This window comes from Streptomyces avidinii, from assembly GCF_045161815.1.
Taxonomy (GTDB): domain Bacteria; phylum Actinomycetota; class Actinomycetes; order Streptomycetales; family Streptomycetaceae; genus Streptomyces; species Streptomyces avidinii.
Window position 1 is genome coordinate 3,377,315 of record NZ_CP108863.1, and the last position, 26,598, is coordinate 3,403,912.

General features: G+C 73.6%; 20 protein-coding genes. 5 read left to right on the plus strand and 15 right to left on the minus strand.

The window, feature by feature from the left end; genetic code table 11:
• Nucleotides 1–20: 20 nt before the first annotated feature.
• Nucleotides 21–3,566, minus strand: coding sequence for a UvrD-helicase domain-containing protein (locus OG373_RS14630; protein ID WP_405444057.1), 3,546 nt, complete (start codon nucleotides 3,564–3,566; stop codon nucleotides 21–23).
• A gap of 207 nt (nucleotides 3,567–3,773) precedes the next feature.
• Nucleotides 3,774–4,136 (minus strand): MGMT family protein, encoded by a 363-nt coding sequence (locus OG373_RS14635; protein WP_405438700.1) that lies wholly within the window; start codon nucleotides 4,134–4,136, stop codon nucleotides 3,774–3,776.
• A 167-nt stretch (nucleotides 4,137–4,303) separates the two neighbouring features.
• Between OG373_RS14635 and OG373_RS14640 the strand changes: the two genes are divergently transcribed.
• Complete coding sequence (locus tag OG373_RS14640; RefSeq protein ID WP_405438701.1) at nucleotides 4,304–7,105, plus strand: YbhN family protein; 2,802 nt, start codon at nucleotides 4,304–4,306, stop codon at nucleotides 7,103–7,105.
• Here OG373_RS14640 and OG373_RS14645 read toward each other — a convergent pair.
• The gene (locus OG373_RS14645) at nucleotides 7,102–8,652 is read right to left on the minus strand and encodes a hypothetical protein (RefSeq protein ID WP_405438703.1); all 1,551 of its coding nucleotides are present in this window, start codon (nucleotides 8,650–8,652) and stop codon (nucleotides 7,102–7,104) included. The genes OG373_RS14640 and OG373_RS14645 overlap by 4 nt on opposite strands.
• A 159-nt stretch (nucleotides 8,653–8,811) precedes the next feature.
• On the opposite strand from OG373_RS14645, the gene OG373_RS14650 reads away from it, so the two are divergent.
• A complete protein-coding gene (locus OG373_RS14650) occupies nucleotides 8,812–10,407 on the plus strand; it encodes an alpha/beta hydrolase (protein ID WP_405438705.1) in 1,596 nt (531 codons plus the stop codon).
• Between the two features lie 85 nt (nucleotides 10,408–10,492).
• On the opposite strand, the gene moeZ is transcribed toward OG373_RS14650, so the two are convergent.
• From moeZ to OG373_RS14710, 12 genes are all read right to left on the minus strand, one after another.
• Nucleotides 10,493–11,671 carry an adenylyltransferase/sulfurtransferase MoeZ gene (moeZ, locus tag OG373_RS14655; RefSeq protein ID WP_030011110.1) on the minus strand — a complete coding sequence of 393 codons (1,179 nt, stop codon included), beginning with the start codon at nucleotides 11,669–11,671 and terminating at the stop codon, nucleotides 10,493–10,495.
• An 85-nt stretch (nucleotides 11,672–11,756) separates the two neighbouring features.
• Nucleotides 11,757–12,512 carry a spherulation-specific family 4 protein gene (locus tag OG373_RS14660; RefSeq protein ID WP_405438707.1) on the minus strand — a complete coding sequence of 252 codons (756 nt, stop codon included), beginning with the start codon at nucleotides 12,510–12,512 and terminating at the stop codon, nucleotides 11,757–11,759.
• Complete coding sequence (locus OG373_RS14665) at nucleotides 12,500–13,510, minus strand: NAD-dependent epimerase/dehydratase (RefSeq protein WP_397729192.1); 1,011 nt, start codon at nucleotides 13,508–13,510, stop codon at nucleotides 12,500–12,502. The genes OG373_RS14660 and OG373_RS14665 overlap by 13 nt, the downstream gene beginning before the upstream one ends.
• A 135-nt stretch (nucleotides 13,511–13,645) precedes the next feature.
• On the minus strand, nucleotides 13,646–14,776 hold the full coding sequence (locus OG373_RS14670; RefSeq protein ID WP_405438709.1) for a hypothetical protein: 1,131 nt from the start codon (nucleotides 14,774–14,776) through the stop codon (nucleotides 13,646–13,648).
• The gene (locus OG373_RS14675; RefSeq protein ID WP_405438711.1) at nucleotides 14,773–16,383 is read right to left on the minus strand and encodes a DUF3492 domain-containing protein; all 1,611 of its coding nucleotides are present in this window, start codon (nucleotides 16,381–16,383) and stop codon (nucleotides 14,773–14,775) included. Before OG373_RS14675 ends, OG373_RS14670 begins: the two co-directional genes overlap by 4 nt.
• A 466-nt stretch (nucleotides 16,384–16,849) precedes the next feature.
• Complete coding sequence (locus tag OG373_RS14680; protein ID WP_405438713.1) at nucleotides 16,850–18,511, minus strand: dipeptide ABC transporter ATP-binding protein; 1,662 nt, start codon at nucleotides 18,509–18,511, stop codon at nucleotides 16,850–16,852.
• Nucleotides 18,508–19,500, minus strand: a complete 993-nt coding sequence (locus OG373_RS14685; protein ID WP_397729196.1) for an ABC transporter permease — start codon at nucleotides 19,498–19,500, stop codon at nucleotides 18,508–18,510. Before OG373_RS14685 ends, OG373_RS14680 begins: the two co-directional genes overlap by 4 nt.
• Nucleotides 19,497–20,483, minus strand: a complete 987-nt coding sequence (locus OG373_RS14690; RefSeq protein WP_405444058.1) for an ABC transporter permease — start codon at nucleotides 20,481–20,483, stop codon at nucleotides 19,497–19,499. Before OG373_RS14690 ends, OG373_RS14685 begins: the two co-directional genes overlap by 4 nt.
• A gap of 8 nt (nucleotides 20,484–20,491) precedes the next feature.
• Entirely contained in the window at nucleotides 20,492–22,252 is a 1,761-nt protein-coding gene (locus OG373_RS14695) for an ABC transporter substrate-binding protein (protein ID WP_405438715.1), read from the minus strand.
• Between the two features lie 172 nt (nucleotides 22,253–22,424).
• The gene (locus OG373_RS14700) at nucleotides 22,425–22,520 is read right to left on the minus strand and encodes an Ms4533A family Cys-rich leader peptide (RefSeq protein WP_351301183.1); all 96 of its coding nucleotides are present in this window, start codon (nucleotides 22,518–22,520) and stop codon (nucleotides 22,425–22,427) included.
• A gap of 81 nt (nucleotides 22,521–22,601) precedes the next feature.
• The gene (locus OG373_RS14705) at nucleotides 22,602–23,984 is read right to left on the minus strand and encodes a DUF3152 domain-containing protein (RefSeq protein ID WP_405438717.1); all 1,383 of its coding nucleotides are present in this window, start codon (nucleotides 23,982–23,984) and stop codon (nucleotides 22,602–22,604) included.
• Nucleotides 23,985–23,989: 5 nt separating this feature from the next.
• Entirely contained in the window at nucleotides 23,990–24,985 is a 996-nt protein-coding gene (locus tag OG373_RS14710) for an alpha/beta fold hydrolase (protein ID WP_405438719.1), read from the minus strand.
• A 148-nt stretch (nucleotides 24,986–25,133) separates the two neighbouring features.
• On the opposite strand from OG373_RS14710, the gene OG373_RS14715 reads away from it, so the two are divergent.
• The 3 genes from OG373_RS14715 to OG373_RS14725 all read left to right on the plus strand — a co-directional run bounded on the left by OG373_RS14715 (nucleotide 25,134) and on the right by OG373_RS14725 (nucleotide 26,571).
• A complete protein-coding gene (locus tag OG373_RS14715; RefSeq protein WP_052873867.1) occupies nucleotides 25,134–25,349 on the plus strand; it encodes a hypothetical protein in 216 nt (71 codons plus the stop codon).
• A gap of 194 nt (nucleotides 25,350–25,543) precedes the next feature.
• The gene (locus tag OG373_RS14720) at nucleotides 25,544–26,182 is read left to right on the plus strand and encodes a TetR/AcrR family transcriptional regulator (RefSeq protein ID WP_030011335.1); all 639 of its coding nucleotides are present in this window, start codon (nucleotides 25,544–25,546) and stop codon (nucleotides 26,180–26,182) included.
• Nucleotides 26,183–26,343: 161 nt separating this feature from the next.
• Complete coding sequence (locus OG373_RS14725; protein ID WP_030011334.1) at nucleotides 26,344–26,571, plus strand: DUF3107 domain-containing protein; 228 nt, start codon at nucleotides 26,344–26,346, stop codon at nucleotides 26,569–26,571.
• Nucleotides 26,572–26,598: the final 27 nt, after the last annotated feature.

The window sequence follows — 26,598 nt, forward strand, 5'->3', positions numbered from 1 at the left end:
GACAGCCCCGACCGCCGAGCTCACTCGACCGTCTGGCGGCCCTCCGGGCGGGCGCTGCACGAGCTGCGGAAGGAGCAGTGGTCGCAGTGACGGCCGGCGGCGGGCGCGAACCGCTCGTCCAGGACCCGGCCGGCGGCGGTGGCCAGCAGGTCGCCGACCCACTCGCCGTCGAGCGGCTGCTGGGCCTGGACCTTGGGCACGGTGTCGCCGCCCTCGCGGATCGGCGCGCCCTGGCGGAGCTGGACGAGCTCGGCGCCGCCGGGGGCGGGGCGCAGGCCGTCGAAGACCTCGTCGACGGCGCCCTCGCGCACGGCCAGCTGGTAGACGGCGAGCTGGGGGTGGCGGGCCACCTCGTCGCGGGTGGGCGCGGCCTTGCCGGTCTTGAAGTCGACGACGTACGCACGACCCTGCGCGTCCGCTTCGACCCGGTCCATGGAGCCCCGGATGCGAACGGCAACGTCACCGGCTTCGAGTGTGACGTCGAACTCGTGCTCCGTGGCGACGGCCGCGCGGCCCCCGCGGTCGGTGGTGTGCCAGCGCAGGAAGCGCTCCAGGGCGGCGCGGGCGTTGTCCTTCTCCTGGCGGGACTTCCAGGGGGCGTCGAAGGCGAGCGCGTCCCACACCGAGTCGAGGCGTTCCATGAGGACGGCCAGGTCGGCGGGGGTGCGGCCGGAGGCGACCTCGTCGGCGAGGACGTGGACGACGTTGCCGAAGCCCTGGGCGGCGGTGGAGGGGGTGTCGGCCTTGACCTCGCGGCCGAGGAACCACTGGAGGGAGCAGGTGTTGGCGAGCTGTTCCAGGGCGCTGCCGGACAGGGCGACGGGCCGGTCCCGGTCGCGCAGCGGGACGCTGCTGCGGGTGGGCTCGTACAGGCCCCACCAGCGCTGCGGGTGCGCGGCGGGGACCAGGGGGCGGTCCTCGTCGTCGGTGAGCGCGGCGAGGCGGGCGAGGCGGCGGGCGGCCACGTCGCGCAGGGCGGGCGAGGCGTCGGGGTCGACGGTGGTGGCGCGCAGCTCGGCGACGAGCGCGGCGACGGCGAGGGGGCGGCGGGGGCGGCCGGTGACGTCGCGCAGGGGGACGCCGAGCTCGGTGAGGAAGCGGGAGGGCTGGTCGCCGTCGTCGGCGGGGGCCTTGACGGCGGTGACGACGAGGCGGTCGCGGGCGCGGGTGGCGGCGACGTAGAAGAGCCTTCTCTCTTCCGCCAGGAGCGCGCCGGGGGTGAGGGGCTCGGCGAGACCGTCCCGCCCGATGCGGTCGGCCTCCAGGAGTGAGCCGCGGCGGCGGAGGTCGGGCCACAGGCCCTCCTGGACGCCGGCGACGACGACGAGGGACCACTCCAGGCCCTTGGAACGGTGGGCGGTCATCAGGCGGACGGCGTCGGAGCGGGTGGCGCGGGCCGTCAACGTGTCGGCGGCGATGTCCTCCGCCTCCAGTTGTTCGAGGAAGTTGAGCGCGCCGCGGCCTCCGGTGCGCTCCTCGGCGCGGGCGGCGGTGTCGAAGAGGGCGCAGACGGCGTCGAGGTCGCGGTCGGCGTTGCGGCCGGCCGCGCCGCCGCGGCGGGCGCTGCGCTCCAGCCGCTGCGGCCAGGGGGTGCCGTCCCAGAGGACCCAGAGGGCCTCCTCGGCGGTGCCGCCGCCCTGGAGCAGCTCACGGGCCTTGCGCAGGAGCAGGCCGAGGCGCTGGGCGCCGCGGGCGTAGGCGGGGTCGTGCGCGGTGAGCCGCTCGGGCTCGGCGAGGGCGCGGGCGAGCAGTACGTCGGAGGGCGCGGGCACCTTGACGCCCGCGGCGCGCTCCTCGTCGCGCAGGGCCCGGCCGAGCCGCCGCAGGTCGGCGGCGTCCATCCCGCCGAGGGGGGAGGCGAGCAGGGTGAGGGCCGCCTCGACGGTGACGCCTCCGGCGGGGTCGGCGAAGTCCCCGGGCCCGGCCCCCGGGCCGAGCTCGCCGGCGGGACCGACGGGTGCCTCGGGGCCGGTCCCGGGCTCGACGGCGTCGGCCGCAAGCGGCACCGCCGGGCTGTCGGCGGCCTCGGGGTCCCGGTCCGCGTCCGGCTCGCCCGCGGCGGGGCCGACGGGGGTCTGCGGGTCCGGCCCGACCGCGTCGGCCTGGGCCTCGGCCTCGGCGGAGCCGGTGGGGGCCTCGGGGCTCCGCCCCTGGCCGGGCTCGGCCGCGTCAGCGGTGTGGGCGTCGGCGGCGCGACCCGCCGCCGGTTCGCGCGGCTCGGTCTCCGCCGAGGTGGCGGTGATGCGGAGGGCCGTCAGGAGGGGGGCGACCGCCGGTTCGTGGCGGAGGGGGGTGTCCGTGGCGTCCGTTTCGGTGGGGACTCCCGCCGAGATCAGGGCGCGGCGCATCGCCGGGAGGGTGCGGCCGCCGGCGCGGACCAGGACGGCCATGTCCTGCCAGGGCACGCCGTCCTCCAGGTGGGCCCGGCGCAGGATGTCCGCGATGTTGTCCAGCTCGGCACCCGCCGTCGGGTACGTGAGGACCTCCACCCGGCCGCCCTCCCGCACGGGTGCGAGGTTCCGGTGGGCGCGGACCGCCTCGGACGGCAGGCGCGGTACCGGCATCCGGGTGGTGAGCAGGCGGGTCGCGGCCACGAGGGCCGCGCCGGAGCGGCGGCCGACGGTCAGGGCCTTGACCCGCGCGCCCGGGAAGGCCGACTCGAAGTCCAGGATGTTGTTGATGTCCGCGCCGCGGAAGGCGTAGATCGACTGGTCGGGGTCGCCGAAGGCGACCAGCGTGCCGCCCGGGCCGGTCAGGGCCCGCAGCAGGCGCAGCTGGGAGGCGTCCGTGTCCTGGTACTCGTCGACGTAGATCACGTCGTAGGCCGAGGCGAGGGACGGCGTGCGTTCCGCGAGGAGCACCGCGCGGTGCAGGAGCTCCGCGTAGTCCAGCGTGCCCTGCATGTCCAGGACGTCCAGGTACTCGGAGAGGAACGCCGCCGCCGCCTTCCAGTCCGGACGGCCGATGCGCTCGGCGAACGAGGAGAGGGCCTGCGGGCCGAGGCCCAGTTCGCGGGCGCGGGCCAGCACCGCACGGACCTCGTCGGCGAAGCCGCGCGTGGTCAGCGCCGCCCGCAGGTCGTCCGGCCAGCGGATGGAGCGGATCCGGCGCTGGCCCTCCAGGAGGGTGCGGACCATGACGTCCTGCTCGGGGCCGGACAGCAGCCGCAGCGGGTCGGCGAAGAGGTCCGTGTCCTGGTGGCTGCGGACCAGTCCGTAGCAGAAGGAGTGGAAGGTGGTGGCCTGCGGGGCGCGTGCGCCGCCGAGGCGCAGGGCGGCCCGGTCGCGCAGTTCCACCGCCGCCTTGCGGCTGAAGGTGAGAATGAGGATCCGGGCGGGGTCGGTGCCCGCTTCCACCCGGGCGGTGACGGCCTCGACCAGCGTCGTCGTCTTGCCGGTGCCCGGTCCGGCGAGGACCAGCAGTGGTCCGCCGGTGTGGTCAACCACGGCCCGCTGCGCTGCGTCCAGCTCAGGGGGATCCACCCGTTCCGGCCCGGTGCGCACGAGGCGGTACGCGTCGGGGGTCCGCGTACGCCGCCGTTCGGTGCGGTCGGAGGAAGAGGTGATCACGTGGGGTGCCGGTCCTGGTGGGTCTGCGGGGTGTGGCGGTGCTGCCGTGACGGCTCGCGCGGAGGCCGGAGCAGCGGCCGAGGCGGAAGCCGAAGGGGCCACGCTACGGCAACCCGCCGACGCCGCGCAGTCCCCCCGGGTACCCCGGACGGGCGTTCGGACCGTCGCCCGATCGCCCGCCTCGGCCCCGCATGGCCGAAGCTGTCAGATGTGACCCTCGTCGCGCATGCCGTCCTGTCCGCCAGCCTGTCCGGGGGACCCGTCCCAGCGGGCCCGGCGCATGTCCAGCCGCGGCTCGCCGCCCGCCGTCATGCGCAGCGGGGTGCCCTCGGTCCGGTAGTGCTCCAGGGCGCGCACCTCGTGGTCGGGGAGCGGCAGGCCGTCCGCCCGCACCACGCGCCACCAGGGCACGGCTCCCCCGTACAGGGCCATGACACGCCCGACCTGACGCGGTCCTCCCTCGCCGAGCCACTCGGCGACGTCCCCGTACGTCATCACCCGGCCGGGCGGAATACGCTCGACCACCTCCAGCACGCGCTCCGCGTAGGCGGGCAGCTCCTCACTCATTCGGCACATGGTGCAGTACATCGGCCGCGCTCCGGCGGAGGTCTCGCTTCCGCACCGGCGCGCACCCTGATGCCCCGCAGGCCCGTCGGTCCGTGCCACCATCTTCCGGGCGGTGACTGGTGATACGTGATCAAGAAGAGACGGAAGTGACGACGAAGGAGCAGGGTGTGAGCCCTCCGGACGGCGCGGCGACGGACGACGGGGCACGCCCTGACGACGGCGCACGCCCTGACGACGGCTCCGCCTCCCACCGCGAACCCGTCCCCGAGCCCCGTCCGGAGCCCCCGCGCGCCGACGGGGCGAAAGCCGCGGGAACAGCCGGGGCGCCGGAAGCAGCCGGGGCGGCGGAGGGCCCTGAGGCCGAGGGGTCGCACGGCCACGCCTCCACGGCCGCCGACCGGGTCGAGGTCGACGAACCGCTGCTCGCCGCCCGCGTGCACCGCCCCTCCGACCTCGTACGCCTGCTCGTCGGCATCCTCGGCATCGCCGTCCTCCTCGCCATCGCCGCCTTCGCCCACGGCACCACCGTCGGCCTGGAGGAGGACATCAGCAAGGGCACCGGCCAGGCGCCCGCCCTGTTGATCAAGGTCGCCGCGCTGGTGTCCAGCATCGCGGTGCTGCTGCTGCCCGTCGCCTTCGCCATCGAGCGGCTGATCAAACGCGACGGGCTGCGCATCGCCGACGGCGTACTCGCCGCCGTCCTCGCGCACGGCGTCACCCTCGCCACCGACCTGTGGGTCTCGCAGGCCGCCCCCGACACCATCCAGGACGCCCTCACCCGCCCCGCGGCCGGCGGGACCCTCACCGATCCGGTCCACGGCTACCTGGCACCCGTCATCGCGTACATGACCGCGGTCGGCATGACCCGCAGACCCCACTGGCGCGTCGCGTTGTGGGTCGTCCTGCTGCTGAACGCCCTGGCCATGCTGGTCAACGGCTACACCACCCCCTTCTCGATCATCCTCACCGTGCTGATCGGCTGGAGCGTCGCCTACGGCACCCTGTACGCCGTCGGCTCGCCCAACGTGCGCCCCACCGGGCAGCACCTCCTCGCCGGGCTGCGCCGGGTCGGCTTCCAGCCGGTCAGCGCGATGCGCGCCGAGCTGCCCGAGGGCCCCGAGCCGTCCGAGGCGAACGACCGGGGGCGCCGCTACCACGTGACCCTGGAGGACGGGCCGCCGCTCGACGTCACGATCGTCGACCGCGAGCAGCAGGCCCACGGCTTCTTCTACCGGGTCTGGCGCCGGCTCACGCTGCGCGGCATCACCACGGGCCGCAGTCTGCAGTCGCTGCGCCAGGCGCTGGAGCAGGAGGCGCTGCTCGCGTACGCGGCCATCGCGGCCGGGGCGAACGCGCCGAAGCTGATCGCCACCTCCGAGCTCGGCCCGGACGCGGTGATGCTCGTGTACGAGCACCTGGACGCCCGGCCCCTCGACGCGCTCGCCGACGACGAGATCACCGACGAGCTGATCCACACCACGTGGAAGCAGGTACGGGCCCTGCAGTCGCGGCGGATCGCCCACCGGCGGCTCACCGGGGACGCCCTGGTGGTGGATCGTTCCGGCAATGTCGTCCTCACGGACCTGCGCGGCGGTGAGATCGCCGCGGGCGACCTGGTGCTGCGGATGGACATCGCCCAGCTGCTGACCACCGTCGGCCTACGGGTCGGCGCGGAGCGCGCGGTGGCCTCGGCCGTGTCGGTGCTCGGCCCGGACGCGGTGGCGGACTGCCTGCCGCTGCTCCAGCCGATCGCGCTCAGCCGTTCCACCCGGGCGACGCTGCGCAAGCTGGCCCGGGAGCGGGCCGATCGGCAGCGGGAGGCCGTACTGGAGTCCTCGCGCGCGGCGAAGGCGGCGCGCGAGGCGGAGTCGGCGGCCTCCGCGACCCCGGTCTCCGCGTCGGCCGCCGCCGACCGCAAGGCCGAGAAGAAGGCTCTGGAGGACGCGCTGGACGGGGCGCGCGAGGAGGACCTGCTGACGCAGATCCGCCACCAGGTGCTGCTGATCCGCCCTCAGGCGCCGGTGGAGCCGGCCCGGCTGGAGCGGATCCGGCCGCGCACGCTGGTCTCGTTCATCGCGGGCGCGTTCGGTGCGTACTTCCTGCTCACGCAGCTGGCCCACGTGGACTTCGCGACGATCATCGGCCAGGCGGAGTGGGGCTGGGTCGGGGCGGCGCTCGCCTTCTCGGCGCTGACGTACTTCGCGGCGGCGATGAGCCTGCTGGGCTTCGTGCCGGAGCGGGTGTCCTTCCTGCGGACCGTGGTCGCGCAGGTCGCGGGGTCGTTCGTGAAGCTGGTGGCCCCGGCGGCCGTCGGCGGTGTCGCGCTGAACACGCGGTTCCTGCAGCGGGCAGGGGTCCGGCCGGGGCTGGCCGTCGCGAGCGTGGGCGCCTCCCAGCTGTTCGGGCTGGCCAGCCACATCGTGCTGCTGCTGTCCTTCGGCTATCTGACCGGGACCGAGAAGACCCCGGAGATGACCCCGTCCCGGGCGGTGATCGCGGGTCTGCTGACGGTGGCCGTGCTGGTGCTGGTGGTGACGGCGGTCCCGTTCATGCGGAAGTTCGTGGTGACGCGGGTCCGGGCGCTGTTCGCGGGTGTGGTGCCGCGCATGCTGGACGTGCTCCAGCGGCCGAAGAAGCTGATGACCGGCATCGGCGGAATGCTGCTGCTGACGGGCTGCTTCGTGATGTGCCTGGACGCGTCGATCCGCGCGTTCGGGGGCGGCGAGGCCATCAGCTACGCGAGCATCGCGGTGGTGTTCCTGGCGGGCAACGCGCTGGGCTCGGCGGCTCCGACGCCCGGCGGTATGGGCGCGGTGGAGACCACGCTGACCCTCGGGCTGATCGCGGCGGGGCTGGAGAAGGAGGTCGCGATCTCGGCGGTGCTGCTGTTCCGCCTGATGACCTTCTGGCTGCCGGTGCTGCCGGGGTGGATCTCGTTCAACTTCCTGACCCGCAAGGAAGCCATCTAGTCTCCGGCCCGGTCTGCCGATGCGGCTCCGGCCGGTACGTCCGGCGCCGGCGCGGTGGCGGCGCCGTTCAGGCAGCGGTCGAGGAGCGCGTGCATGCGGGGGACGGGGAGGGACGCGTTGGCCGCGGCGCCCTCCGCGGTCCGGGGGTCGGCGAGGAGGGCCTCCAGGACTTCGGGCGTCAGGACCGGATTGGCGGCGGCGGCCCGGCGCACCGACTCGTCGGCGTCCTCCACCGGCGGTTCGGGCAGGGTGGGATCGGCTGCGGCCAGGGCTCGCACCTCGGGATCCGGGTGGCCGATGAGGTGGGTCCGGCCGGTGCGCGGGAAGCCGGGCAGCGTCAGCAGGTCCGAACGGTGGTCCGGGCGGGTGACGAAGACGTCCAGGAGGAGGCGTGGCGGAGCCAGCGGGTGGTTGCAGGCCAGCCGGATCCGGACCTCCTCGTCGTCGTCCTGCGCGAGTGTCCCGACAAGTGCGGCGGGCAGGCCGGGCCAGCTCGCCGCAATCCGGCGGAGCACCGGTTCCCCGGACACCGCGCAGGCGGCGAACCAGTCGGGCGACGGCACGGTGGCCGGGTCGGGGTCCGGCTCGGTGATCGGGCAGATGCATCCAGGACCGTGCCCGATGACCCGGTCGATCACGTCGTACTCGACCCAGGTGCGGGGGAAGGGGTGGAGTCGTGCGCGCATCCGCACGTCCTCGTCCGGGTCCTTCATCAGCTCCGCCACCAGGTCCGGTCCCAGGTCGGGCCGGGCGGCAACCATCTCGCGGACCTTCGCCTCGGGATGCCGGGCGAGCCGGGCGACGACAACGGCCGGAGTGTGGGGGTTCCGGGCCAGGGGGTGCACCGTGTCGTCGGCGAAGCACTGCTCGACGAGCGCGGGCGACAGGGCGCACCTGCCGAGCACGTACGGCCTGCTGCCCGGACGGATGGACGGCAGCTCGGCCTCCACCCGTTCCGGGTCCAGCTCCCAGTTCCTGACTTTCGCCGCTTCACGGACCGCGGGGTCCGGATCGTCGAGCAGCCCCGCCCGCTGCGCCGGGGTGAGCGACTCCCACCGCCAAGTGGCCCGTATCCGGAGTTCGGGGTCCTCGCTGCCGGCCATGGAGCGGAAGAAGGACAGCGGGATCTGCCGGGACGAGTCGAGCTCCCAGACGATCTCTTTCGCGGTGACCTTGCCGTCCTCGCCCCCGTCCCGGGCGGTCAGGAGGGTGACGAGGATGTCGTCCGGCAGCGGTCGGACCCAGCGGGGCCAGGGGCGGAGGTGGGGGTGGGCGAGCCGCGCGCGGACGAGTCCCGACGGGTCCGTTGCCAAGGGGGCGAGTCGCGAGGGGTCCACGTGCTGGTTGCGGGCGAGCGCGCCGCGGATCCGCCACTGCGGGTGGCACAGGGCTGCGTCGATGACGGCGTCGGGCAGGTCGCGGTCCTTGCACATCAGCAGGCCGACCTCACCGGCCGCTGGATCCAGCAGGCGTATCAGTACGTCGGAGGGCGCCGCCGGATTGAGGGCGATGCCGCGCAGCCACGGTTCACGGAGAGAGTCGGACACCGCGTCATCCTGCCACCCCCTCGCGCCCGGACCGCTTCCATCAGGTGTTTCACCCTTGGGCGACACGGCTGCCGGACACCGCGCCGGCGACGTCCGGGCGCGCCCCCCGTTCGGGTCAGCGCGCGGGCGGGGTCGCCGCCGGGCGCACAGGATGGGGACATGCCGACACACGCCTGGCGGGTCACCGCCGCCGCCGCGCTCGCCGCCGGGCTGCTCACCACGGCCGCCTGCTCCGACGACGGCGACGGGAAGAAGACGACGGCCGACGGCACCCCGGAGGTCAAGCCCCTCAAGTGGGGTGACTGCGAGGCTCCGAGCGCCGCCCAGGGCGGCGGCCAGGCCCCGCCGAAGGACTGGCAGTGCGCCACCCTCGACGTCCCGCTCGACTACGCGAAGCCCGAGGGCGAGACCATCCCGATCGCCCTGATCCGGGCCAAGGCGCGCGACCGGAAGAACCGGCTGGGCTCGCTGGTGTTCAACTTCGGCGGCCCCGGCGGCTCCGGGATCAGTACGCTGCCGGGCGCTGCGAAGGAGTACGAGACTCTGCGCGCCCGGTACGACCTCGTCAGCTTCGACCCCCGCGGGGTGGGCGGCAGCGACCCCGTCCTGTGCGAGAACGACAAGCAGCTGGACCAGTACTTCAGCGAGGACTCCTCCCCCGAGACCCCGGAGGAGGAGAAGGCGTTCGTCGAGAACATCCGGCAGTACCAGGCGGCCTGCGAGAAGAACTCCGCCAAGCTGCTCCCCCACGTCGGAACCGAGAACGCCGCCCGCGACCTGGACCGCCTCCGCCAGGCCCTCGGCGACGAGAAGCTGAACTACTTCGGCATCTCCTACGGCACCGAACTCGGCGGGGTCTACGCCCACCTGTTCCCGAAGAACGTCGGCCGGGCCGTCTTCGACGCCGTCGTGGACCCGACCAAGACCGCCGAGGAGAGCGCCCTGGGCCAGGCCAAGGGCTTCCAGCTCGCGCTCGGCAACTTCGCCCAGGACTGCGTGGACCGAGGCGACGAGTGCCGGCTCCAGGGCAGCACGCCCAAGGAGATCGAGGACAACATCATCAAGCTGCAGAAGGCGCTGGCCGTCAAACCCATCCCGGGCATCGGGGGGCGGATGCTCACCGAGACCCAGGCGACCAACGGCATCGCGCAGGCCCTGTACTCCAAGGAGTTGTGGCCGCTGCTGGAACAGGGACTCGACGAGGCGGAGGGCGGTCAGGGGCAGCTGCTGATGGCCCTGTCGGACGCGCTCAACGGCCGTGACCAGCAGGGGCGTTACAGCAACATCGGCGCTGCGAACACCGCCATCAACTGCGTGGACGACAAGGAGCGCTACACCCTGGAGCAGACGAAGGCGAAGCTGGCGACGTTCCGCGCCGCCTCGCCGGTGTTCGGGGACCTCCTCGGCTGGGCCATGATGTCCTGCACCGGCTGGCCGGTCGCCGGCACCTGGGAAACCCCCGACGTCTCCGCACCGGGCTCCGACCCGATCCTGGTGATCGGCAACACCGGTGACCCGGCGACCCCTTACGAGGGCGCCCGCAAGATGGTGGAGCGGCTCGGCCCCGGCGTGGGCGTGGAGTTGACCTACAAGGGCGAGGGACACGGCGCGTACAACAGCGGCGACCCGTGCGTGCAGAAGGCGGTCGACACGTACCTGCTGGACGGGAAGACCCCGGCCGAGGGCACCGTGTGCACCGCGGCGGCCGACCCGACGGCGCCGCCCGGGGCGTCGGAACCGCCGCCGGCCGCCTGACCCGGCCCCGCAGGACCGCACGCCGAAGGGGCCGTACCTCGCGAGCGAGGTACGGCCCCTTCGGGCTGCTGCCGGTGGGCCTGGTCTAGTAGACCGGCTTCTCGGGCTCGATCTGGTGGACCCAGCCGATCACGCCGCCGCCGACGTGCACCGCGTCCGCGAAGCCCGCGGACTTCAGGACCGCGAGGACTTCCGCACTGCGGACACCCGTCTTGCAGTGCAGGACGATGCGCTTGTCCTGCGGCAGGTCCTGGAGGGCGGTGCCCATCAGGAACTCGCCCTTGGGGATCAGCTTCGCGCCGGGGATCGAGACGATCTCGTACTCGTTGATCTCGCGGACGTCGATGATCTCGATGGGCTCGTCGGTGTCGATCCACTCCTTGAGCTGCTTGGGAGTGATCGTCGAACCGGCGGCCGCCTCCTGGGCCTCCTCCGACACGACGCCGCAGAAGGCCTCGTAGTCGATGAGCTCGGTGACGGTCGCGTTCGGACCGCAGACCGCGCAGTCGGGGTCCTTGCGGACCTTGACCTGGCGGTACTGCATCTCCAGGGCGTCGTAGATCATCAGGCGGCCGACCAGCGGCTCGCCGACACCCGTGAGGACCTTGATGGCCTCGGTGACCTGGATGGACCCGATGGACGCGCAGAGCACGCCCAGTACGCCGCCCTCGGCGCAGCTCGGGACCATGCCCGGCGGCGGGGGCTCCGGGTAGAGGCAGCGGTAGCACGGGCCGTGCTCGGACCAGAAGACCGAGGCCTGGCCGTCGAATCGGTAGATCGAACCCCATACGTACGGCTTGTTCAGCAGCACGCAGGCGTCGTTGACCAGGTAGCGGGTGGCGAAGTTGTCCGTGCCGTCGACGATGAGGTCGTACTGGCTGAAGATCTCCATCACGTTCTCGGCCTCGAGCCGCTCTTCGTGAAGGACCACGTTCACGTACGGGTTGATGCCCAGCACGCTGTCGCGGGCCGACTCGGCCTTGGAACGGCCGATGTCCGCCTGACTGTGGATGATCTGGCGCTGCAGGTTCGACTCGTCGACCTCGTCGAACTCCACGATGCCCAGCGTGCCGACGCCGGCCGCGGCGAGGTACATGAGGGCGGGCGAGCCGAGACCGCCGGCGCCCACGGCCAGCACCTTGGCGTTCTTCAGGCGCTTCTGGCCGTCCATCCCGACGTCCGGGATGATCAGGTGCCGCGAATACCGGCGGACCTCGTCAACGGTGAGCTCAGCTGCTGGCTCGACCAGCGGTGGCAGCGACACGGGCACTCCGGAGGTGGGAGCATCCCCGCAGGTGCAGGGAGCGAACTGAATGATTGTTCTCCCCGTAACACTGCCACGCCCGTCTTCATTCCAAGACACCTGTCCCGATGCGTGAGACGATTTCGTCCCAGTACGCGGGCATGGAGGCCCACGGGTCGCTGCCGCGCACACCGCGCCGGTCGGTGAACCAGATCGTGCCCGCTCCCTGCCAGCGGGCGACCCGCATCGCCTCCTCCAGATGTGTGCGCGGCACCCCGTGGACCAGGTGGCAGAACCGCTCGGCCGGGTGGTCCGCCGTCCATTCCGCCACCTGCGACCAGCGGTAGTCGGCCCAGGACCCGGAGAAGGTGACGAGCTGGTCGGCGACTTCCGCATAGCCCTCGTAGGGGTGCGTGCCGTGCCCGAGCACGATCCGCAGGTCCCCGCCCAGGCTGCGCAGGGTGTCGACGACCCGGCAGACCGAGGCCAGCTCCGCCCGGCCGGCCGGGGCCCCGGCGAGGTAGAAGCCGCCGACCCCGTACCAGTCGCGGAAGCGGTGGGCGTCGGAGATCAACTCCCCGAAGGACCGCGATCCGTCCCGCATCGCGAGATGGCCGAGGACCGTGCCGCCCGCGCGCCGCAGCTTCGCGGCCGCTTCCGTGCAGTGCGGGTCGGGCCGCCCGCCCGGTCCGTTCGCCACGTTGAGCACGGCCCAGTGCAGCGGGGTGCCGGGGCGGGTCAGCTCGGCCCACTCGACGGGGGCGAGCAGCGGGTGCGCGTAGCCGGGGATGCCGAGACCGAGGCGGCCGGCCTCGGTCGCGGCGGCGCTCAATGCACCCGGCGGGGTCGTCAGATACGGCACGCCGCCTCCATCCAGATGTCCGCGAGGGACTCCTCCAGGTTGATCCGGGGCCGCCAGCCGAGCCGGTCCCGGGCGGTACGGACATCCGCCTGCTGCCAGGCCCCGCAGCCGTCCGGGTAGGGGTACGGCTGGGGGGCCGCGGCGGCGATCTGCTCGGCGGTGGCCTCGGAGCGGGGCGAACCGATGGAGGCGAGTCCGGCCGGGCGGCCGGGGTGCCCGTGCGCCTGCTGGGGTCCGCCGTGCGGGACGTCCAGCTCGTGCAGGGCGCCGCCGTACCCGGCGACCCGGGCCAGGACGGCGGCCGCGTCGCGCAGCCGGACCGCGCGGCCGGTGCCGATGTTGACCACGCCCTGGGCCGCGGACAGGGAGGCGGCGTGCACGGCGCGCGCCACGTCCCGTACGTCGACGAAGTCTCGCTGTACGCCGAGCCCGCTGAGCTTCAGCTCGCCGTCGCCCGCCTGCATCGCGCGGCGCATCGCCTCGGCGAGCCGGCCGAGCGGGGATCCGGCGGGGGTGCCGGGACCGACGGGCGAGAAGATCCGCAGGACGACGGCGTCCAGTCCGGAGCCCAGGACCAGCTCGGTGGCGGCGAGTTTGCTCACCCCGTACGGCCCACCGGGTCTCGGCACGGCGTCCTCGGCCGTGGACGATCCGGGCTGACTGGGCCCGTACTCGGCGGCGCAGCCGAGCTGCACCAGCCGGGCCCCGCAGCCGCTGCGGCGCAGCGACTCGCAGATGGTCGCGACGGCGACCGTGTTGTGCCGGGTGAGTTCCCGGGCCCCGCCCCGGGTGGCTCCGGCGCAGTTGATGACGACGCCCGGGTGGACGGCGTCGAGGAAGCGGGTGAGCGCGCCGGGGCTGCCGGTGGCGAGGTCGAACCGGACGTCGGCGTCGTCGCCGCGGCCGAGCGCGGTGAGCTGGACGGCGGGGTCGGCGAGCAGCCGGTCGGCGACGTAGCGGCCGAGGTATCCGTTGGCTCCGATCAGCAGCACCCTCATCGCGTGACCCCTTGGTTGGTTGGCTGGCCGGTCATGTCTGTTTCTCCTTGCGGACGGGTGGACGGTCGGGTGGGGCGGGGTACGGGTAAAGCGCCTCGGCGTCGGCTCCGAAGATCTGGGGACGTCCCGGGGACGTCAGGTCCGCGCATGCGCGGACGCGCGGGACAGGGCGAGAACGGCGTGTACGAGGAGTCCTGCCGCGGCGGCCGGGACCGCCGCCGGTACGGGGACCAGGGCGAGGACGAGGGCGGCGCCGACGGGCGCGCGGTGGGCTCCGTGCCGGAGCAGGAGCCGGGTCAGGAAGAACAGCAGGGCGAGCGGAACGGCCGCCGGGAGCGGTGTCCCGGCGAGTACGGCGGCCGCGGCGGCGGCCCCGGTGAACAGGGCGACGGCCGCCAGCAGCAGCGGACGGGCCCGGTCCGCGAAGTCCTCCAGGGCGCGGCTCGTGTGGAGCCGGGCCCGGGCCCCGGCGGCGAAGGCCGCGGCGGCCAGGTGCCCGGGGGCGACGGCCAGCGCGAGGCCGACCGCGAGGCCGGTTCCGTGCCGGTGCACGGCCCAGCCGGCGACGGCCGCGGCCAGCAGGTGTGCCACGTAGGGGAACCGGCCCCCGGCGGACCGCCCGGGCCACACCAGGGCGGCGGCGACGGCGACCACCGCGGCGGCTCCGGCCCACGCCTGCCCGGCGGCGGCCGCGGCGCAGGCGAGGGCGGCGGGCAGCAGCGCGCAGCCGAATCGCCGGAAGGCTGCGGGCCCCGTCGGGACCAGCGCGGGCGCGGCGGCGCAGACCGCCTCGTGGGGGCTGCGCGCGTACAGCTCCTCGGCGAGCGAGAAGACGTCCCGGTGGCGGAACCGCGCGGCGGTGCGGTCGGTGATGCCGTGGGCCTCCAGCCCGGCGGCGATCTCCAGCGGGTCCACGGCCCGCTCGCACAGCTCCCGGTGACGGTGCAGCAGGGCCTTGACGGGATCCCCGGCGGCCCGGCGCCGAGCCGGCCTCGCCGCCGCGCCGGGAGCCCCTCCAGCCGCGCCGGGGGCACCTCCGGCCTCGCCGGTGGCACCTCCACCCTCGCCGGCGTTTGAGGCGCGGGGTCCGGGGCGGAGCCCTGGCAGCGGCGCCGCAGGTGTGATCCCGCCCTCTGGCGCACGGTCCGGCGCGGCGCCGTTGCCGGGGACGCTGCCCCCGGACCCCCGCGCCTCGAACGCCGGCGAGGCTGAACTCAGCGGGGCTGGAGGCGGCGGGGGCGCGATCTCGGGGTCGACGGTGGTCATACGGCGGCCTCCGAGGGCGAGTCCGGCAGGGGCTCGGCCCACGTCGGGCTGGTCCAGTGGCCGGGCACCCGGGCCTCCGGGGGCCGGGCGAAGGGGATCTCGCTGTCGGGCCGGGCGGAGCCCTTGGCCAGCAGACGCAGGTAGATGTCCTGGAAGGCGGCGACGTTCTGCTCGACCGTGAACAGCTCCAGGGCCCGCGCCCGGGCGGCGGCGCCGAGCCGCTGCGCCCGTTCGGGGTCCTGCAGGAGAGACAGGCAGGCCTCGGCGAGTGCCCGGGGGTTGCGCGGCGGGACGACGAGCCCGGTGCCCCCGATGACCTCGTACACCGCGCCCACGTCGGTGGAGACGGTGGCGCGCCCGCAGAGCATCGCCTCGGCGAGCGTGACGGGGAATCCCTCGATCACGGAGGACAGCACGACGACGCGCCCGGCGCCGTAGGCCTCGGCGGAGGTGGGGGCCTCGGGTCCGCCGATCTCCTCGAAGGTGACCGGGTTCTCCCCGACGGTGACCGAGTCGGCGGCCTCGTCGGGGAAGAGCTGGGCGGCCAGGGACCGGCAGTCGGCGAGGTAGCCGGGGGCCACGGCGGTGGCGAAGATCCGCAGCCGGGTGCCGGGGGCCGCCCGGCGGATCTCCGCGAAGGCGTGCAGCAGGGCGATGAGGTCCTTGGCGGGCTCTATCCGGCCGACCCACACCAGGGTGTCGGGGTCCCCGCAGTCCGGGGCCTCGCCGACGGTGGCGAATCGGTCCGCCTCCATGCCCGGGTAGACGGTCCGCAGTCGCTCCCGGGTCGCCCCGCACCGCTCCTGCCAGCGCCGGGCGTGGGCGTTGCCGGGTGTCAGGAAGTCGGCGCGGGCGTAGATCTCGGTGGCCAGCCGCAGGTGGAAGGCGGCGAGCAGGGCCCGTACGGCGGGGCGGGTCCCCGGCTCGCCACCGGTGCCGAGCCGGGCCAGGTAGTGGGCCCGGAGCTGGACCCCGTACTCGGTGACCAGCAGGGGGACTCCGAAGAAGCGTTTGGCCAGGAGTCCGGGGATCGCCGCCACGCCGCCCGCGGCCGCGTGGCAGATGTCGGACTCGCCGAGGCCGCCCGGCTCCTCGTACCAGTCGAGGGACAACGGCCGCAGCATGACTTCCAGTTCGTCCACGAACTCCAGCAGGTCGCTCACCTGGGCGGTCGCCACGGTGCGCGCGGCGCCGGGGGCCCGGCAGGCGGACTCCAGGGCACGCACCGCGGACTCGGAGCGCAGCGCCGCGTACATCCCGCCCTGTTCGCGGGCGAGTCCGGCGAGCCCGTACAGCCCGGCGGCGAAGGGCTGCGGCTGCCCGGCGCAGATCCCCTGAACCAGCTCCCTGAAGCAGTCCACGAACCGCCGGCGCTCGCGCCGGGAGTAGCTCCGCCCGTCGTCGGCGGGGGCCCACAGGGGGGCCGTCCGGACCCGGGTGACGTGGTCGGGCAGTGACATCCGGACGCGTTCCTGCTCGGCGCTGCGGCTCAGTGCGTAGATCTCGAACTCGTGCTGCGGGAGCCCGCGCACGAGCCGGTCGCACCACAGCCTGGCCTCTCCCGTCGCATACGGATAACCACCTTCCGTGACCAGTCCGATCCGCACGAGTGGCACCCCCGATCTCCCGTTCAGGCGGTCGCCGTTCGGTCAGGCGACCCGCCGCGGGAGAACTCAAGCGGATATGCCGAAGGCGCGACGGACGGTTGTCCGTCGCGCCACCGGAAGGGGTGAAGAGTCGTAACTTTCCCGTACGGTTCGCGTTCGAGCACGCTAGAAGTACAGCCCCGGAACCGGTCCGAGAGGACCTGGGGAGGACCTGGGGAGGACCTGGGGAGACCGGGGGAGGACTAGGCCGTCTCTTCCGGATCTTGCCGGGCCCGCGACGCCCGGCAAGGTCCGAAAGAGACGACCTAGTGCTGTGACCGGAAAGGTTTGCCGGGTCGCGGCGTCCGGTGCGGTGCGTCGCAAGGCGGAGGGCCGCGGGCCGTACTGGACGTACTTCCGTGGTCCGACAACGCGGCGAGGTGCCGTGCCGGGCGTCGCGACCCGGTGGACCTTTCCGGTCACAGCACTAGGCGAAGACCTCCTGCCGCGACCTGCGGCGGCCCGCGGCCAGCCCGGGATCGAGTGCTGGTACGGCGGCCAGCAGCTGCCGGGTGTAGGCGTGGGCCGGGCGGTCGTAGACCTCGTCCACCGGCCCCTCCTCGACGATCTCGCCGGCCCGCATGACGGCCACCCGGTCGCTGACCTGACGGACCACCGCCAGGTCGTGCGCGATGAAGACGAGCGCGATGCCGAGCTCCCGCTGCAGCTCCGCCAGCAGGGCGGTGACCTGCGCCTGGGTGGTCACGTCCAGGGCGGAGACCGGCTCGTCGCAGACGATCAGCCGGGGCCGGGGCGCGAGCGCCCGCGCGATGCCCACCCGCTGGCGCTGGCCGCCGCTGAACTCGTGCGGGTACCGGTCGTAGTGCTCGGCCTCCAGCCCGACGCGCAGCAGCAGTTCCTCCACCCGGGCGCGCACGGCTGCCGCGTCCCGTTCCCCGGCGGCGCGCAGCGGGTCGGCGATGGACTCGCCCACGGACCGGCGCGGATTGAGGGAGGACACCGGGTCCTGGAACACCATCTGCACGCCGCTCGCGATGCCGGTGACCGGGACGCCGTCCCGGCGGACCTGCCCGGAGCCGGGCTCCAGCAGTCCGACCAGCATCCGTCCGAGGGTGCTCTTGCCGGAGCCGCTCTCGCCGACGATCCCGAGGGTCTCCCCGGCGTGCACGGCGAGGGACACCCCGGCCACGGCGGCGACCTTCCGCCGCCCCCGTCCGAACTCCCGGCGCAGCCCGAACGCCTCGACGACGGGCGGCACTTCCGGCCCGCCGTCCGGGCCCGCCGGCATTCGGGGCGCGGGGTCCGGGGCGGCGCCCCGGGAGCGGCGCGGCCCGTCCAGCCTCGGCACCGCCGCCAGCAGGGCACGCGTGTACGGCTCCACCGGTGCGGCCAGCACGGAGGCCACCTCCCCCCGCTCGACGGCGTGGCCACCCCGCATGACCAGCACCTCGTCCACGCTCTCCGCCGCCACGCCCACGTCGTGGGTGACCAGCAGCAGCCCGAGCCCGCGCTCCTCGCGCAGCCCGTGCAGCAGGTCGAGGATCTGGGCCTGGACGGTGACGTCCAGCGCGGTGGTCGGCTCGTCGGCGATCAGCAGCTGCGGCTCGCAGGCCAGTGCCATGGCGATGAGGGCCCGCTGCCGCATGCCGCCGCTGAACTCGTGCGGCCGCGCGCGGGAGCGGCGTACCGCGTCGGGGATGCCCACCCGGTCGAGCACCTCGACGGCCCGCGCGCGGGCGGCCCGCCGGGAGACGTCGGCGTGGATCCGGTGGACCTCGGCGATCTGGTCGCCGATGGCGTAGTACGGGTCGAGGGAGCTCAGCGGGTCCTGGAAGACCATGGCGGCGGTCCCCCCGCGCAGCCGGCGCAGTTCGGCCGCCGACGCGGCGGCCACGTCGGTGCCGCCCACCCGGACGGTGCCGCCGAGGCGGGCGCCCGTGCCGCGGTGCAGTCCCAGCAGGGCCGTGGCCACGGTGGACTTGCCGCTGCCGGACTCGCCCACGAGCCCCAGGGCCCGGCCGGCCTCCAGGGTGAAGGAGACCTCGTCGACGGCCCGTACGTACTCCCCCGCGCCGCCGACCGGGAAGTCGACGACGAGGTCGGTGACCTCCACCAGCGATGGCGTCATGCGAGGGTCACCCTTCGGTCCGCGGCGGCGTACAACAGGTCGGCGATCGCGCCCGCGAGGACCACGGCCGTGCCGATGGCGAGGACGACGCCCACCACGACGGGCAGGTCCACGAGCCGTACCCCGTCGATGAGGGTCTTGCCGAGGCCGGGGATCCCGAACAGCGACTCCGTCAGTACGGCGCCGCCGATCATCGTGCCGAAGTCCACGGCGCTGAGCGCGATCACGGGGGCGACGGCGCCGCGCACGGCGTGCCGGGTGACGACGGCCCGTTCCCCCACCCCGTAGGCGCGGAAGGTCCGGATGTGGTCCTCGGCGAGCGTCTCCAGGGTCGAACTGCGCGTGAGACGGGCGTACTTGGCGCTCTCGAAGAGGCCGAGCGTCACCCACGGCAGGAGCAGGTTCCAGGCCCACTGCTCGGGGTCCTCGGTCAGCGGCACGTACGTCGGGAACGGCAGCCACTGGAGGTAGGCGCAGACGGTCATGAGCAGCAGCAGCCCGAGGATGAAGACGGGGGTGCCGGTCCCGGCGAGGGTGAGGACGGTCAGGGCCCGCTCGGTGATGCCGCCGCGGCGCAGCGCGGACAGCAGTCCGGTGCCGACGCCGACCACCAGCCAGATCACCAGCGCGCCCAGCGCCAGCGACAGGGTGGCGGGCAGCCGGTCCAGGATCAGGGCGGTGACCTGCTGGTCGTTCTGGTACGAGAATCCCAGGCAGGGCGCGTCGCAGTGCAGGACCAGCCCGGCTCCGCCCGAGTAGTCCCGGCCCACCAGCAGCCCCTGGAGGAAGTGCAGGTACTGGGTCAGGGCGGAGTCGTTCAGGCCGAGCTGTTCACGGACCTGGGCGATCTGCGCCGGGTTGCAGCGCTCTCCGCAGGCGAGGCGGGCGGGGTCGCCGGGGGCGAGGTAGAAGAGGGCGTAGACGATGACGGACAGGGTGAGCAGCACGAGCAGTGCCCCGCCGGTCCGTTTGAGCACGAAGCGCGTCACGCGGTGCGCTCCTTTCTGGTGCCGACCCGCAGGCGGGAGCCTTCGCGCGGGTCGAGGGCCGTGCGGACGGCGTCACCGAGGACGGTGAAGGCGAGCACGGTGACGAAGAGCAGCCCGGCGGGGAGCAGGACGTAGGTCGGGTCGGCGCGGAACCAGGTCTGCGCGCTGGAGAGCATCTGCCCCCAGGAGGGCGTGGGCGGCTTGACGCCGACGCCGAGGAAGGACAGCGAGGCCTCGGCCACGATGGCGGTGGGCACCTTGATCGCGGCGATGGTGATGACGGGCGCGGCCAGCGAGGGCAGCAGCTCGCGGCGGGCGATGCCCAGCCTGCCCCGCCCCGAGAGCCGGGCGGCGTCCACGAAGTCGAGGCCCTGCAGGGCGAGGGCCTGGGCGCGGACCATCCGGGCGGTGCCGCCCCAGTCGAACAGTCCGATGAGCAGGATCAGCAGCAGCGGCCGCGGGAAGTCGGGCGGGACGACGGCGGTGAGGGCGATGCCGATGACCAGCATCGGCAGCGCGATCATGACGTCGGTGAACCGGCCGATGAGCTGGCCCGCGAACCGGCCGCCGAGCGCGGCGGCGAGTCCGATGCCCACCCCGACGAGCGTCTGGACGACGACGGCGCCCAGCGCGACGAGCAGGGAGATCCGCGCGCCGTACAGGAGCCGGGTCAGCAGGTCACGGCCGGTGCCCGGCTCGACGCCGAGCCAGTGGTCGGCGGAGATCCCGCCGAAGGAGCCGAGCGGGACCCCGCCGCGCGCGGAGTCGACGAGGTCGTCGTGGTACGCGTTCGGGTCCTGGCCGGTGAGCTGGGCGAGCAGGGGAGCGGCGAGGGCGAGCAGGACGAGCAGGGCCAGCACCCCGCCGGCCGCGAGGGCCGCCGGGCGTCGGCGCACGCGCCGCCAGACCTGGCGCGCGGCGCCCGCGCCCGGGGCGAGGACCCCGGGCGCGGGCGCCGGCTGATGCGGTGCCGACTGCTTCAGGGCGACGCTCACTTGACGGAGACCTGCGAGATGTCGAGCACGCCGGTCCAGTCGCTGATCACGACGTTCTTGATGTCCTTGCCGACGAGCCGCTTGTAGACCGGGTGGAAGAGCGGCACGTCCAGGGCCTGCTCGCCGATCTTCTTGTCGAGTGCGCCCCAGCGCTTGCCGGCCGCCGCGAGGTCGGTCAGCTTGGCGATCTCGTCGATCTCGGCGTTCACGGCCGGGTCGTCGAGCTGGGCGTGGTTGTAGTTGGAGCCGTTGGTCACGATCTGCCGGCCGTCGAAGATCGGCGCGAGGAAGGGGGCACCGGAGGGCCAGTCGGCGCCCCAGCGGGAGAGGAAGAAACCGGGGGTGTTCTTGACGTCCCAGCGCTTCTCGTTGAAGGCGTTGTTCTCCAGGCCCTCCAGCTTGACGGTGATCCCGGCGGCGGCCAGCGCCTGCTGCACGGCCGTGGCGACCTCGGGGCTGGTCTGGCGGTTCTGCGCGGTGGAGTGGGTCAGGGTGATGGAGAGGCCGTCGGGGAAGCCGGCCTCCTTGAGCAGCTCCTTGGCCTTGGCCGGGTCCCCCGTCCTGCCCGCCGGGAAGTGGTCGTACGGGCTGAAGCCGAAGGCCTCGCGCTCGGGCAGGAAGGTGGTGGCCGGTTCGGCCAGCGCGGATCCGCCGGCAGCGTTGATCACGCTGGTGCGGTTGATCGCGTAGGAGATGGCCTGGCGTACCTTCGGGTTGTCGAAGGGGGCCACCTTCGGGTTGAAGGCCAGGTAGTTGATGTAGCCGAAGTGGCCGGTGCCGACGCGTCCGGCGAGCTCGCTCTTGTCGGCGGAGTCGCCGATCTGGGCGAGCTCGGCCGGGCCCAGGTTGGTGTCGGTGGTGATGGCGGCGGCGTCGGGGCCGGAGCTGGTGGTCAGGCGCTGGTTGATGACGGCGGCGTCCAGACCGGAGCGGACGTCGATCCTGTCCGGGTAGGCCTTGCGCTCCTCGTCGGTCTTCACGTCCCAGTGCTCGTTGCGCTCCAGGGTGAGGTGCTCGCCGTCGTTGTCGTTCTTGACGACCTTGTACGGGCCGGAGGAGACGGGGTGTTCCTCGTACTTGACCCCGGTGTCCTTGGCCTTGGGGACGGGAGCGAACTGCGTCTGCGTGGCGACAAAGGGGAACTCGCCCTCGGGCTTGTGGAGTTTGAAGACGATCGTCTTCGGGTCGGGCACGACGATCGAGTCGAGTCCCTTGCCGCCGTCCTTGTACGGGCCCTCGTACGCGTCCCCGCCGACCAGCCAGTCCCGCAGATAGGGGGCGCCGCCCGACAGCTCGGCGGCGAAGGACCGCTCGATGCCGTACTTGATGTCGGCGCTGGTGATCGGGGAGCCGTCCTCGTACTTCAGCCCGTCCTTGAGCGTGTACGTCCACTCGGTGGCGTCGGCGTTGGGCTTTCCGATGTCGGTGGCCAGGTCGGGCACGACCTTGGTGCCGGCCGCGCCGTCCTCGCGGTTGCGGGTGGTCAGGGTACGGAAGACCAGCGAGGGAACGTTTCCGCCGCCCGAGGTGTAGAGCCGGGCCGGGTCGAAGTCGCTCTGCGGCTCGGAGTTGAGGACGGTCAGGGTGCCGCCCCGCTGCGGCGCGCCCCCGGCGGCGCCCGGCTTGTCGCCCGAACCGGTCTTGTCCGCAGCGTCCTCGGGGCCGCAGGCCACGGCGCCCCCGGCCAGGACGAGGCTGACGGTGACGGCGGCCACGCGGCGCGCTATGAGATGACGGTCGGGTCCGGCGGAAGACATGGGTGTGAAGACCTCTCGGCGTGAAGGAAGGGCGGAAGGGCCACGCGAGGGGCAGCGGTCGGCAGCGGTACCGATGGGCACCGGAACATGAGGAAGCCGCGCCTGCGGGCATACGTACACCCGGGCGCGGCGAAGGAACTCGAAGAGGGGTCGCGGCGCTTGCGGGCGGGCGTCAGCGACAGAGGATGTCGGCCACGCTGTGCGCGGTCACACCAAGCAGCGCCAGCTCAATGGCGGCGCTCGCGGTCATGGTGTGGTGCTGCGACATGCGGAGAACGATGGCCGATGATCGGACGGATTGTCAACGCGGATCCCCGCCCGGCCGACGGGCGGGGCCGCGCGCACGGCATCAATTCCCGGGGAACACCCACGGGTTGGCCTTGCACTCGATGCCGTTGACGTTCAGGGACTTGGTCTGCTGCTGCATGATCGGCGCGAGCGCGCCCGGCGTCCGGCAGTTCACGTGGGCGTGTCCGAGCCGGTGTCCGACCTCGTGGTTGATGAGCATCTGCCGGTAGGCGAACATCTGCTCCGGCCCGTAGGTGGCGGAGCCCTGCGCCCAGCGGAACGCGTTGATCATCACCCGCTCGGTGTTCGCGGAGTCGCAGGAGACGTTTTCGACGGTGGTGTCCAGATCGGACTTGGCGCACCAGACCCCGGTGGTCCCGGGGCTGGCCAGGGTTATCACGAAATCGGCCTCGCCTCCCGGCACCCGCTCGAAGGTCCGCTCGCCGTTGTGGGACCAGCTGCGCGGGTCGTTGAGGGTGCGGTGGACGGCCTCGGCGAAGAGCTGCGGGTCCAGGTCCAGGCCCTGCTCGACGTCGACCCGGTAGCGCACGAGCTTGCCCTTGCCGGGCGCCTTGGCCACCCCGGGCACGGTGTCGAAGGTCCCGGGGCCCGCGAGCTTCGCGTCGAGCGGCAGCTGCTGGGCCATCTTCTGCTCGTACGTCAGCTCCGGCGCGGGCGCGTGGGCGGACGGCGCCGCGGGCGCGGCGGCCTGCGGCGGCATCGAGCGGCCGTCCGAGCGGGAGGCGCCCTCGTCGGCGCGGCTGTCGCCGGCGGAGGCCTGTGCGCCGGCCCGACCGCCGTCCGCGTCCATGAGCACCTGGCCCGCGACGACGACGGCGATGACGGTGGTGACGGCCGCGGCGGCCATGCCGGTGTACGTACGGACCTTCAGGCCGCGGGCCGGCGGCTCCTCGTCCGGGCCGCCCGCGTCCGCGGGCGCCATCGGATCGACGGGCCCCCGCGGCCCGGGGACGCGCGGGTTCGCACCGGTGGAGGTGACGGGGTCGAGGTCGAAGTCGTGCGCCGGTACGGGCGTGGGCGCGGGGACGCCCGGCGGTGTCAGGACGACCTGCGGGAAGCCCACCGCGGGCGTGCCGAAGGCCGGGGTGTCGCAGTCCAACAGGGCGGCGGGAGCCGCCGCGGCCGACGCCGAGGCGGTGGTGGCGCCGGGCGGGCGCCGTACCCCGTGCCAGTCGCCGTACTGGGAGTCGGGGCGGGCCCCCCAGGCGCCGCCGGACTCGTACTGCTGGGGGTGTCCCCCGGTGCGCGCTGCGGTGACGGGCCGGTCCGGGGACACGTACCCGTGGTGGGTGACGGTCGGCTCGGGCCAGTACGCGGCGGGCGGCTCCTCGTACGGCAGCGGGGCGGGCTCGGGCTGCGGCCGGACGGGCGCCGGGGCCGGGGCGGGTGCCGGAGCAGGGGCCTTGCGACTATGTCGTCCCACGGTCCTCAGCCTCTGCCGTTTTCGGTATATCGGTCACGCTCGCCCGTTCCGGTGTCGTTCAGCAGCTCCCGGAAGGCGGCGGCCACCACCCCGGGGTACTCCATCATCGCCACGTGTCCGGCCTCGGGCAGACACAGCAGCCGCGAGCCGCGGAAGGCGGCGGCCGCCCTGTGCGCCATACGGTACGAGACCAGCTGGTCCCGGCCACCGTAGACCAGCAGGGAGGGTGCGAGAACCCGCTGTGCCTGCCGCCACAGTCCGTGCTGGCCACCGAGGGTGTAGGCGTCGACGATGCCGCGGGAGGAGCGGGTCATCGCCTCCCAGAAGTACGGCAGGGCCATCCGCCGCTCCATCTCCTCCACGGCGTTGCGGAATCCCTCGGGCGTCACCCGGGAGGGGTCTCCGTAGCAGAGCTGCGTCACCCCCCGGGTGCGCTGCTCGGCCCCGATCCCCTGCATCATCCGGCTGAAGAGCGCGGCAACGCCGGGCACGGCGAGCAGCGCGGTCGGCACGGCCGACCTCTGCACGCGCAGCTCGGGCAGGGCGGGCGAGACCAGGGTCAGGGTGCGCACGAGGTCGGGCCGGACGGCCGCGACCCGGGTCGAGACGGCTCCGCCGAGGGAGTTCCCGAACAGGTGGACCGGGCCGCGCCCGGCGGCGTCGAGGTGCCGGATGACGACGCGGGCGAAGGCGGTGACGGAGTAGTCCCGGTCGGCGGGTGGCGGGGACCAGCCGAAGCCGGGCAGGTCCAGGGCCTCGCCGTCGACGGTGTGGGCCAGCTGCGCCATGAGGTCCGACCAGTTCTGCGAGGAACCGCCGAGTCCGTGCACGAAGAGGGCGGGCGGCAGCCCCGGACGCAGGGGTGGCCGGTCCCGGACGGCCAGCTCGAGCCCGGGCAGGGCCACGGTCCGCACCTGCTCACCCTCGGCCACCCGAACGGCGCCCGCCAGGGACGACGGCTCGGCGGTGGAGCGTACGCCCGGCAGCTCGGTCGAAGACATGCGGGCAATGTTACGAGACGATCACGCTCCACTTCTTGTGTTCGCCATCACAAAAACAGGCCGACAGGAAGAAGCGCGGATCCGTATAGCGGTGGATCGGCGATCCTCCTAGGCTCGTAAGTGAGCACAAGGAAGCGAGGGGAGCGGCATGACTGTCGACCCTGCGGAGCCGGACACCTTCCGGGAGCAGTTTCCGGAAACCCTCGATCCTGAGGCGCCCGAGGCGGATGTGGCGGAGCAGCTGGCCGAACTCCGGCCGGACGAGGACGACCCGATCACGGCCGGCGCTGCGGGCGAGGCCACGGACGGCGATGCCGCCGAGCAGGCTCGGGTGGTGCCGCTGGACGAGGACGACTACCGCTGACCCCCGGTCGACCGAGCATCGACCCAGCGCCGACCGAGCACCGACCAAAGTGCTGATCAAACCGCTGACCAGCGCCTCCGGGCCGTCCGTACCGCGAGAAAACTCGGCTTGAACCCTCCAGATTCGGTTACCGAAAAGTACGATGGCCGCGCGGCGCAGAGCGCACTGTGTTCTTAGAGAAAGTGGGAGGCGGCGTGACAGCCATCGAGCAGACCGAGGCAGCGCGTCCGCGGGGCACGCGACTGCCGCGCCGAGCCCGGCGCAACCAGCTCCTGGGCGCGGCCCAGGAGGTCTTCGTCGCGCAGGGGTACCACGCCGCGGCGATGGACGACATCGCCGAGCGGGCCGGCGTGAGCAAGCCGGTGCTGTACCAGCACTTCCCCGGCAAGCTCGACCTGTACCTGGCGCTGCTGGACCAGCACTGCGAGGCCCTGCTGCTGGCAGTGCGCACCGCCCTCGCGTCGACGACGGACAACAAGCTGCGTGTGGCGGCCACCATGGACGCCTACTTCGCGTACGTGGAGGAGGAGGGCGGCGCCTTCCGGCTGGTCTTCGAGTCCGACCTGACGAACGAGCCGGCGGTGCGCGAGCGCGTCGACCGGGTCTCCCTCCAGTGCGCTGAGGCCATCTCCGACGTCATCGCCGAGGACACCGGCCTGTCCAAGGACGAGTCGATGTTGCTGGCCGTGGGCCTGGGCGGGGTCTCGCAGGTCGTGGCGCGGTACTGGCTCTCCAGCGAGAGCCCGGTCGCCCGCGAGACGGCGGTCGGTCTCCTGACCTCGCTGGCCTGGCGCGGCATCGCCGGTTTCCCGCTGCACGGCACCGAGTCCTGACGGACCGGGTCGCGGCGGCGCCGGCGGCCTCCGTCGGCCGCTGCGGCGGCTGTTCGCTGCGAGCGTGTCCGCTCTGCGCGGTCCGCGTCCCCTCTCCGGGCTAATGTGGACCGCGTACGGCGCGGCTGATCGCGCGAACGGATCGTCGGAGGGACAAAGCCGTGGAGGTCAAGATCGGCGTGCAGCACGCACCCCGGGAGATCGTGCTGGAGAGCGACCTGAGCGCCGAGGAGCTGGAGAGCATCGTCACCGCCGCGCTGTCCGGCACCGCGCCGCTGCTGAGCCTCACCGACAACAAGGGCCGCAAGGTCCTGGTGCCGTCCGACCGCCTGTCGTATGTCGACCTGGGCGAGCCGAGCGTGCGCAAGGTCGGCTTCGGCGCGCTCTGAGAACTGTAGGAAACGGCCCGGTGGTTG

Excerpts from the sequence above, each read along its gene's own strand:
- OG373_RS14635 (WP_405438700.1), bottom strand. The coding sequence starts at position 4,136 with ATGAGTGAGGAGCTGCCCGCCTACGCGGAGCGCGTGCTGGAGGTGGTC.
- OG373_RS14650 (WP_405438705.1), top strand. The coding sequence starts at position 8,812 with ATGCCGACACACGCCTGGCGGGTCACCGCCGCCGCCGCGCTCGCCGCC.
- OG373_RS14665 (WP_397729192.1), bottom strand. The coding sequence starts at position 13,510 with ATGAGGGTGCTGCTGATCGGAGCCAACGGATACCTCGGCCGCTACGTC.
- OG373_RS14670 (WP_405438709.1), bottom strand. The coding sequence starts at position 14,776 with ATGACCACCGTCGACCCCGAGATCGCGCCCCCGCCGCCTCCAGCCCCG.
- OG373_RS14680 (WP_405438713.1), bottom strand. The coding sequence starts at position 18,511 with ATGACGCCATCGCTGGTGGAGGTCACCGACCTCGTCGTCGACTTCCCG.
- OG373_RS14695 (WP_405438715.1), bottom strand. The coding sequence starts at position 22,252 with ATGTCTTCCGCCGGACCCGACCGTCATCTCATAGCGCGCCGCGTGGCC.
- OG373_RS14700 (WP_351301183.1), bottom strand. The coding sequence starts at position 22,520 with ATGTCGCAGCACCACACCATGACCGCGAGCGCCGCCATTGAGCTGGCG.
- OG373_RS14710 (WP_405438719.1), bottom strand. The coding sequence starts at position 24,985 with ATGTCTTCGACCGAGCTGCCGGGCGTACGCTCCACCGCCGAGCCGTCG.
- OG373_RS14715 (WP_052873867.1), top strand. The coding sequence starts at position 25,134 with ATGACTGTCGACCCTGCGGAGCCGGACACCTTCCGGGAGCAGTTTCCG.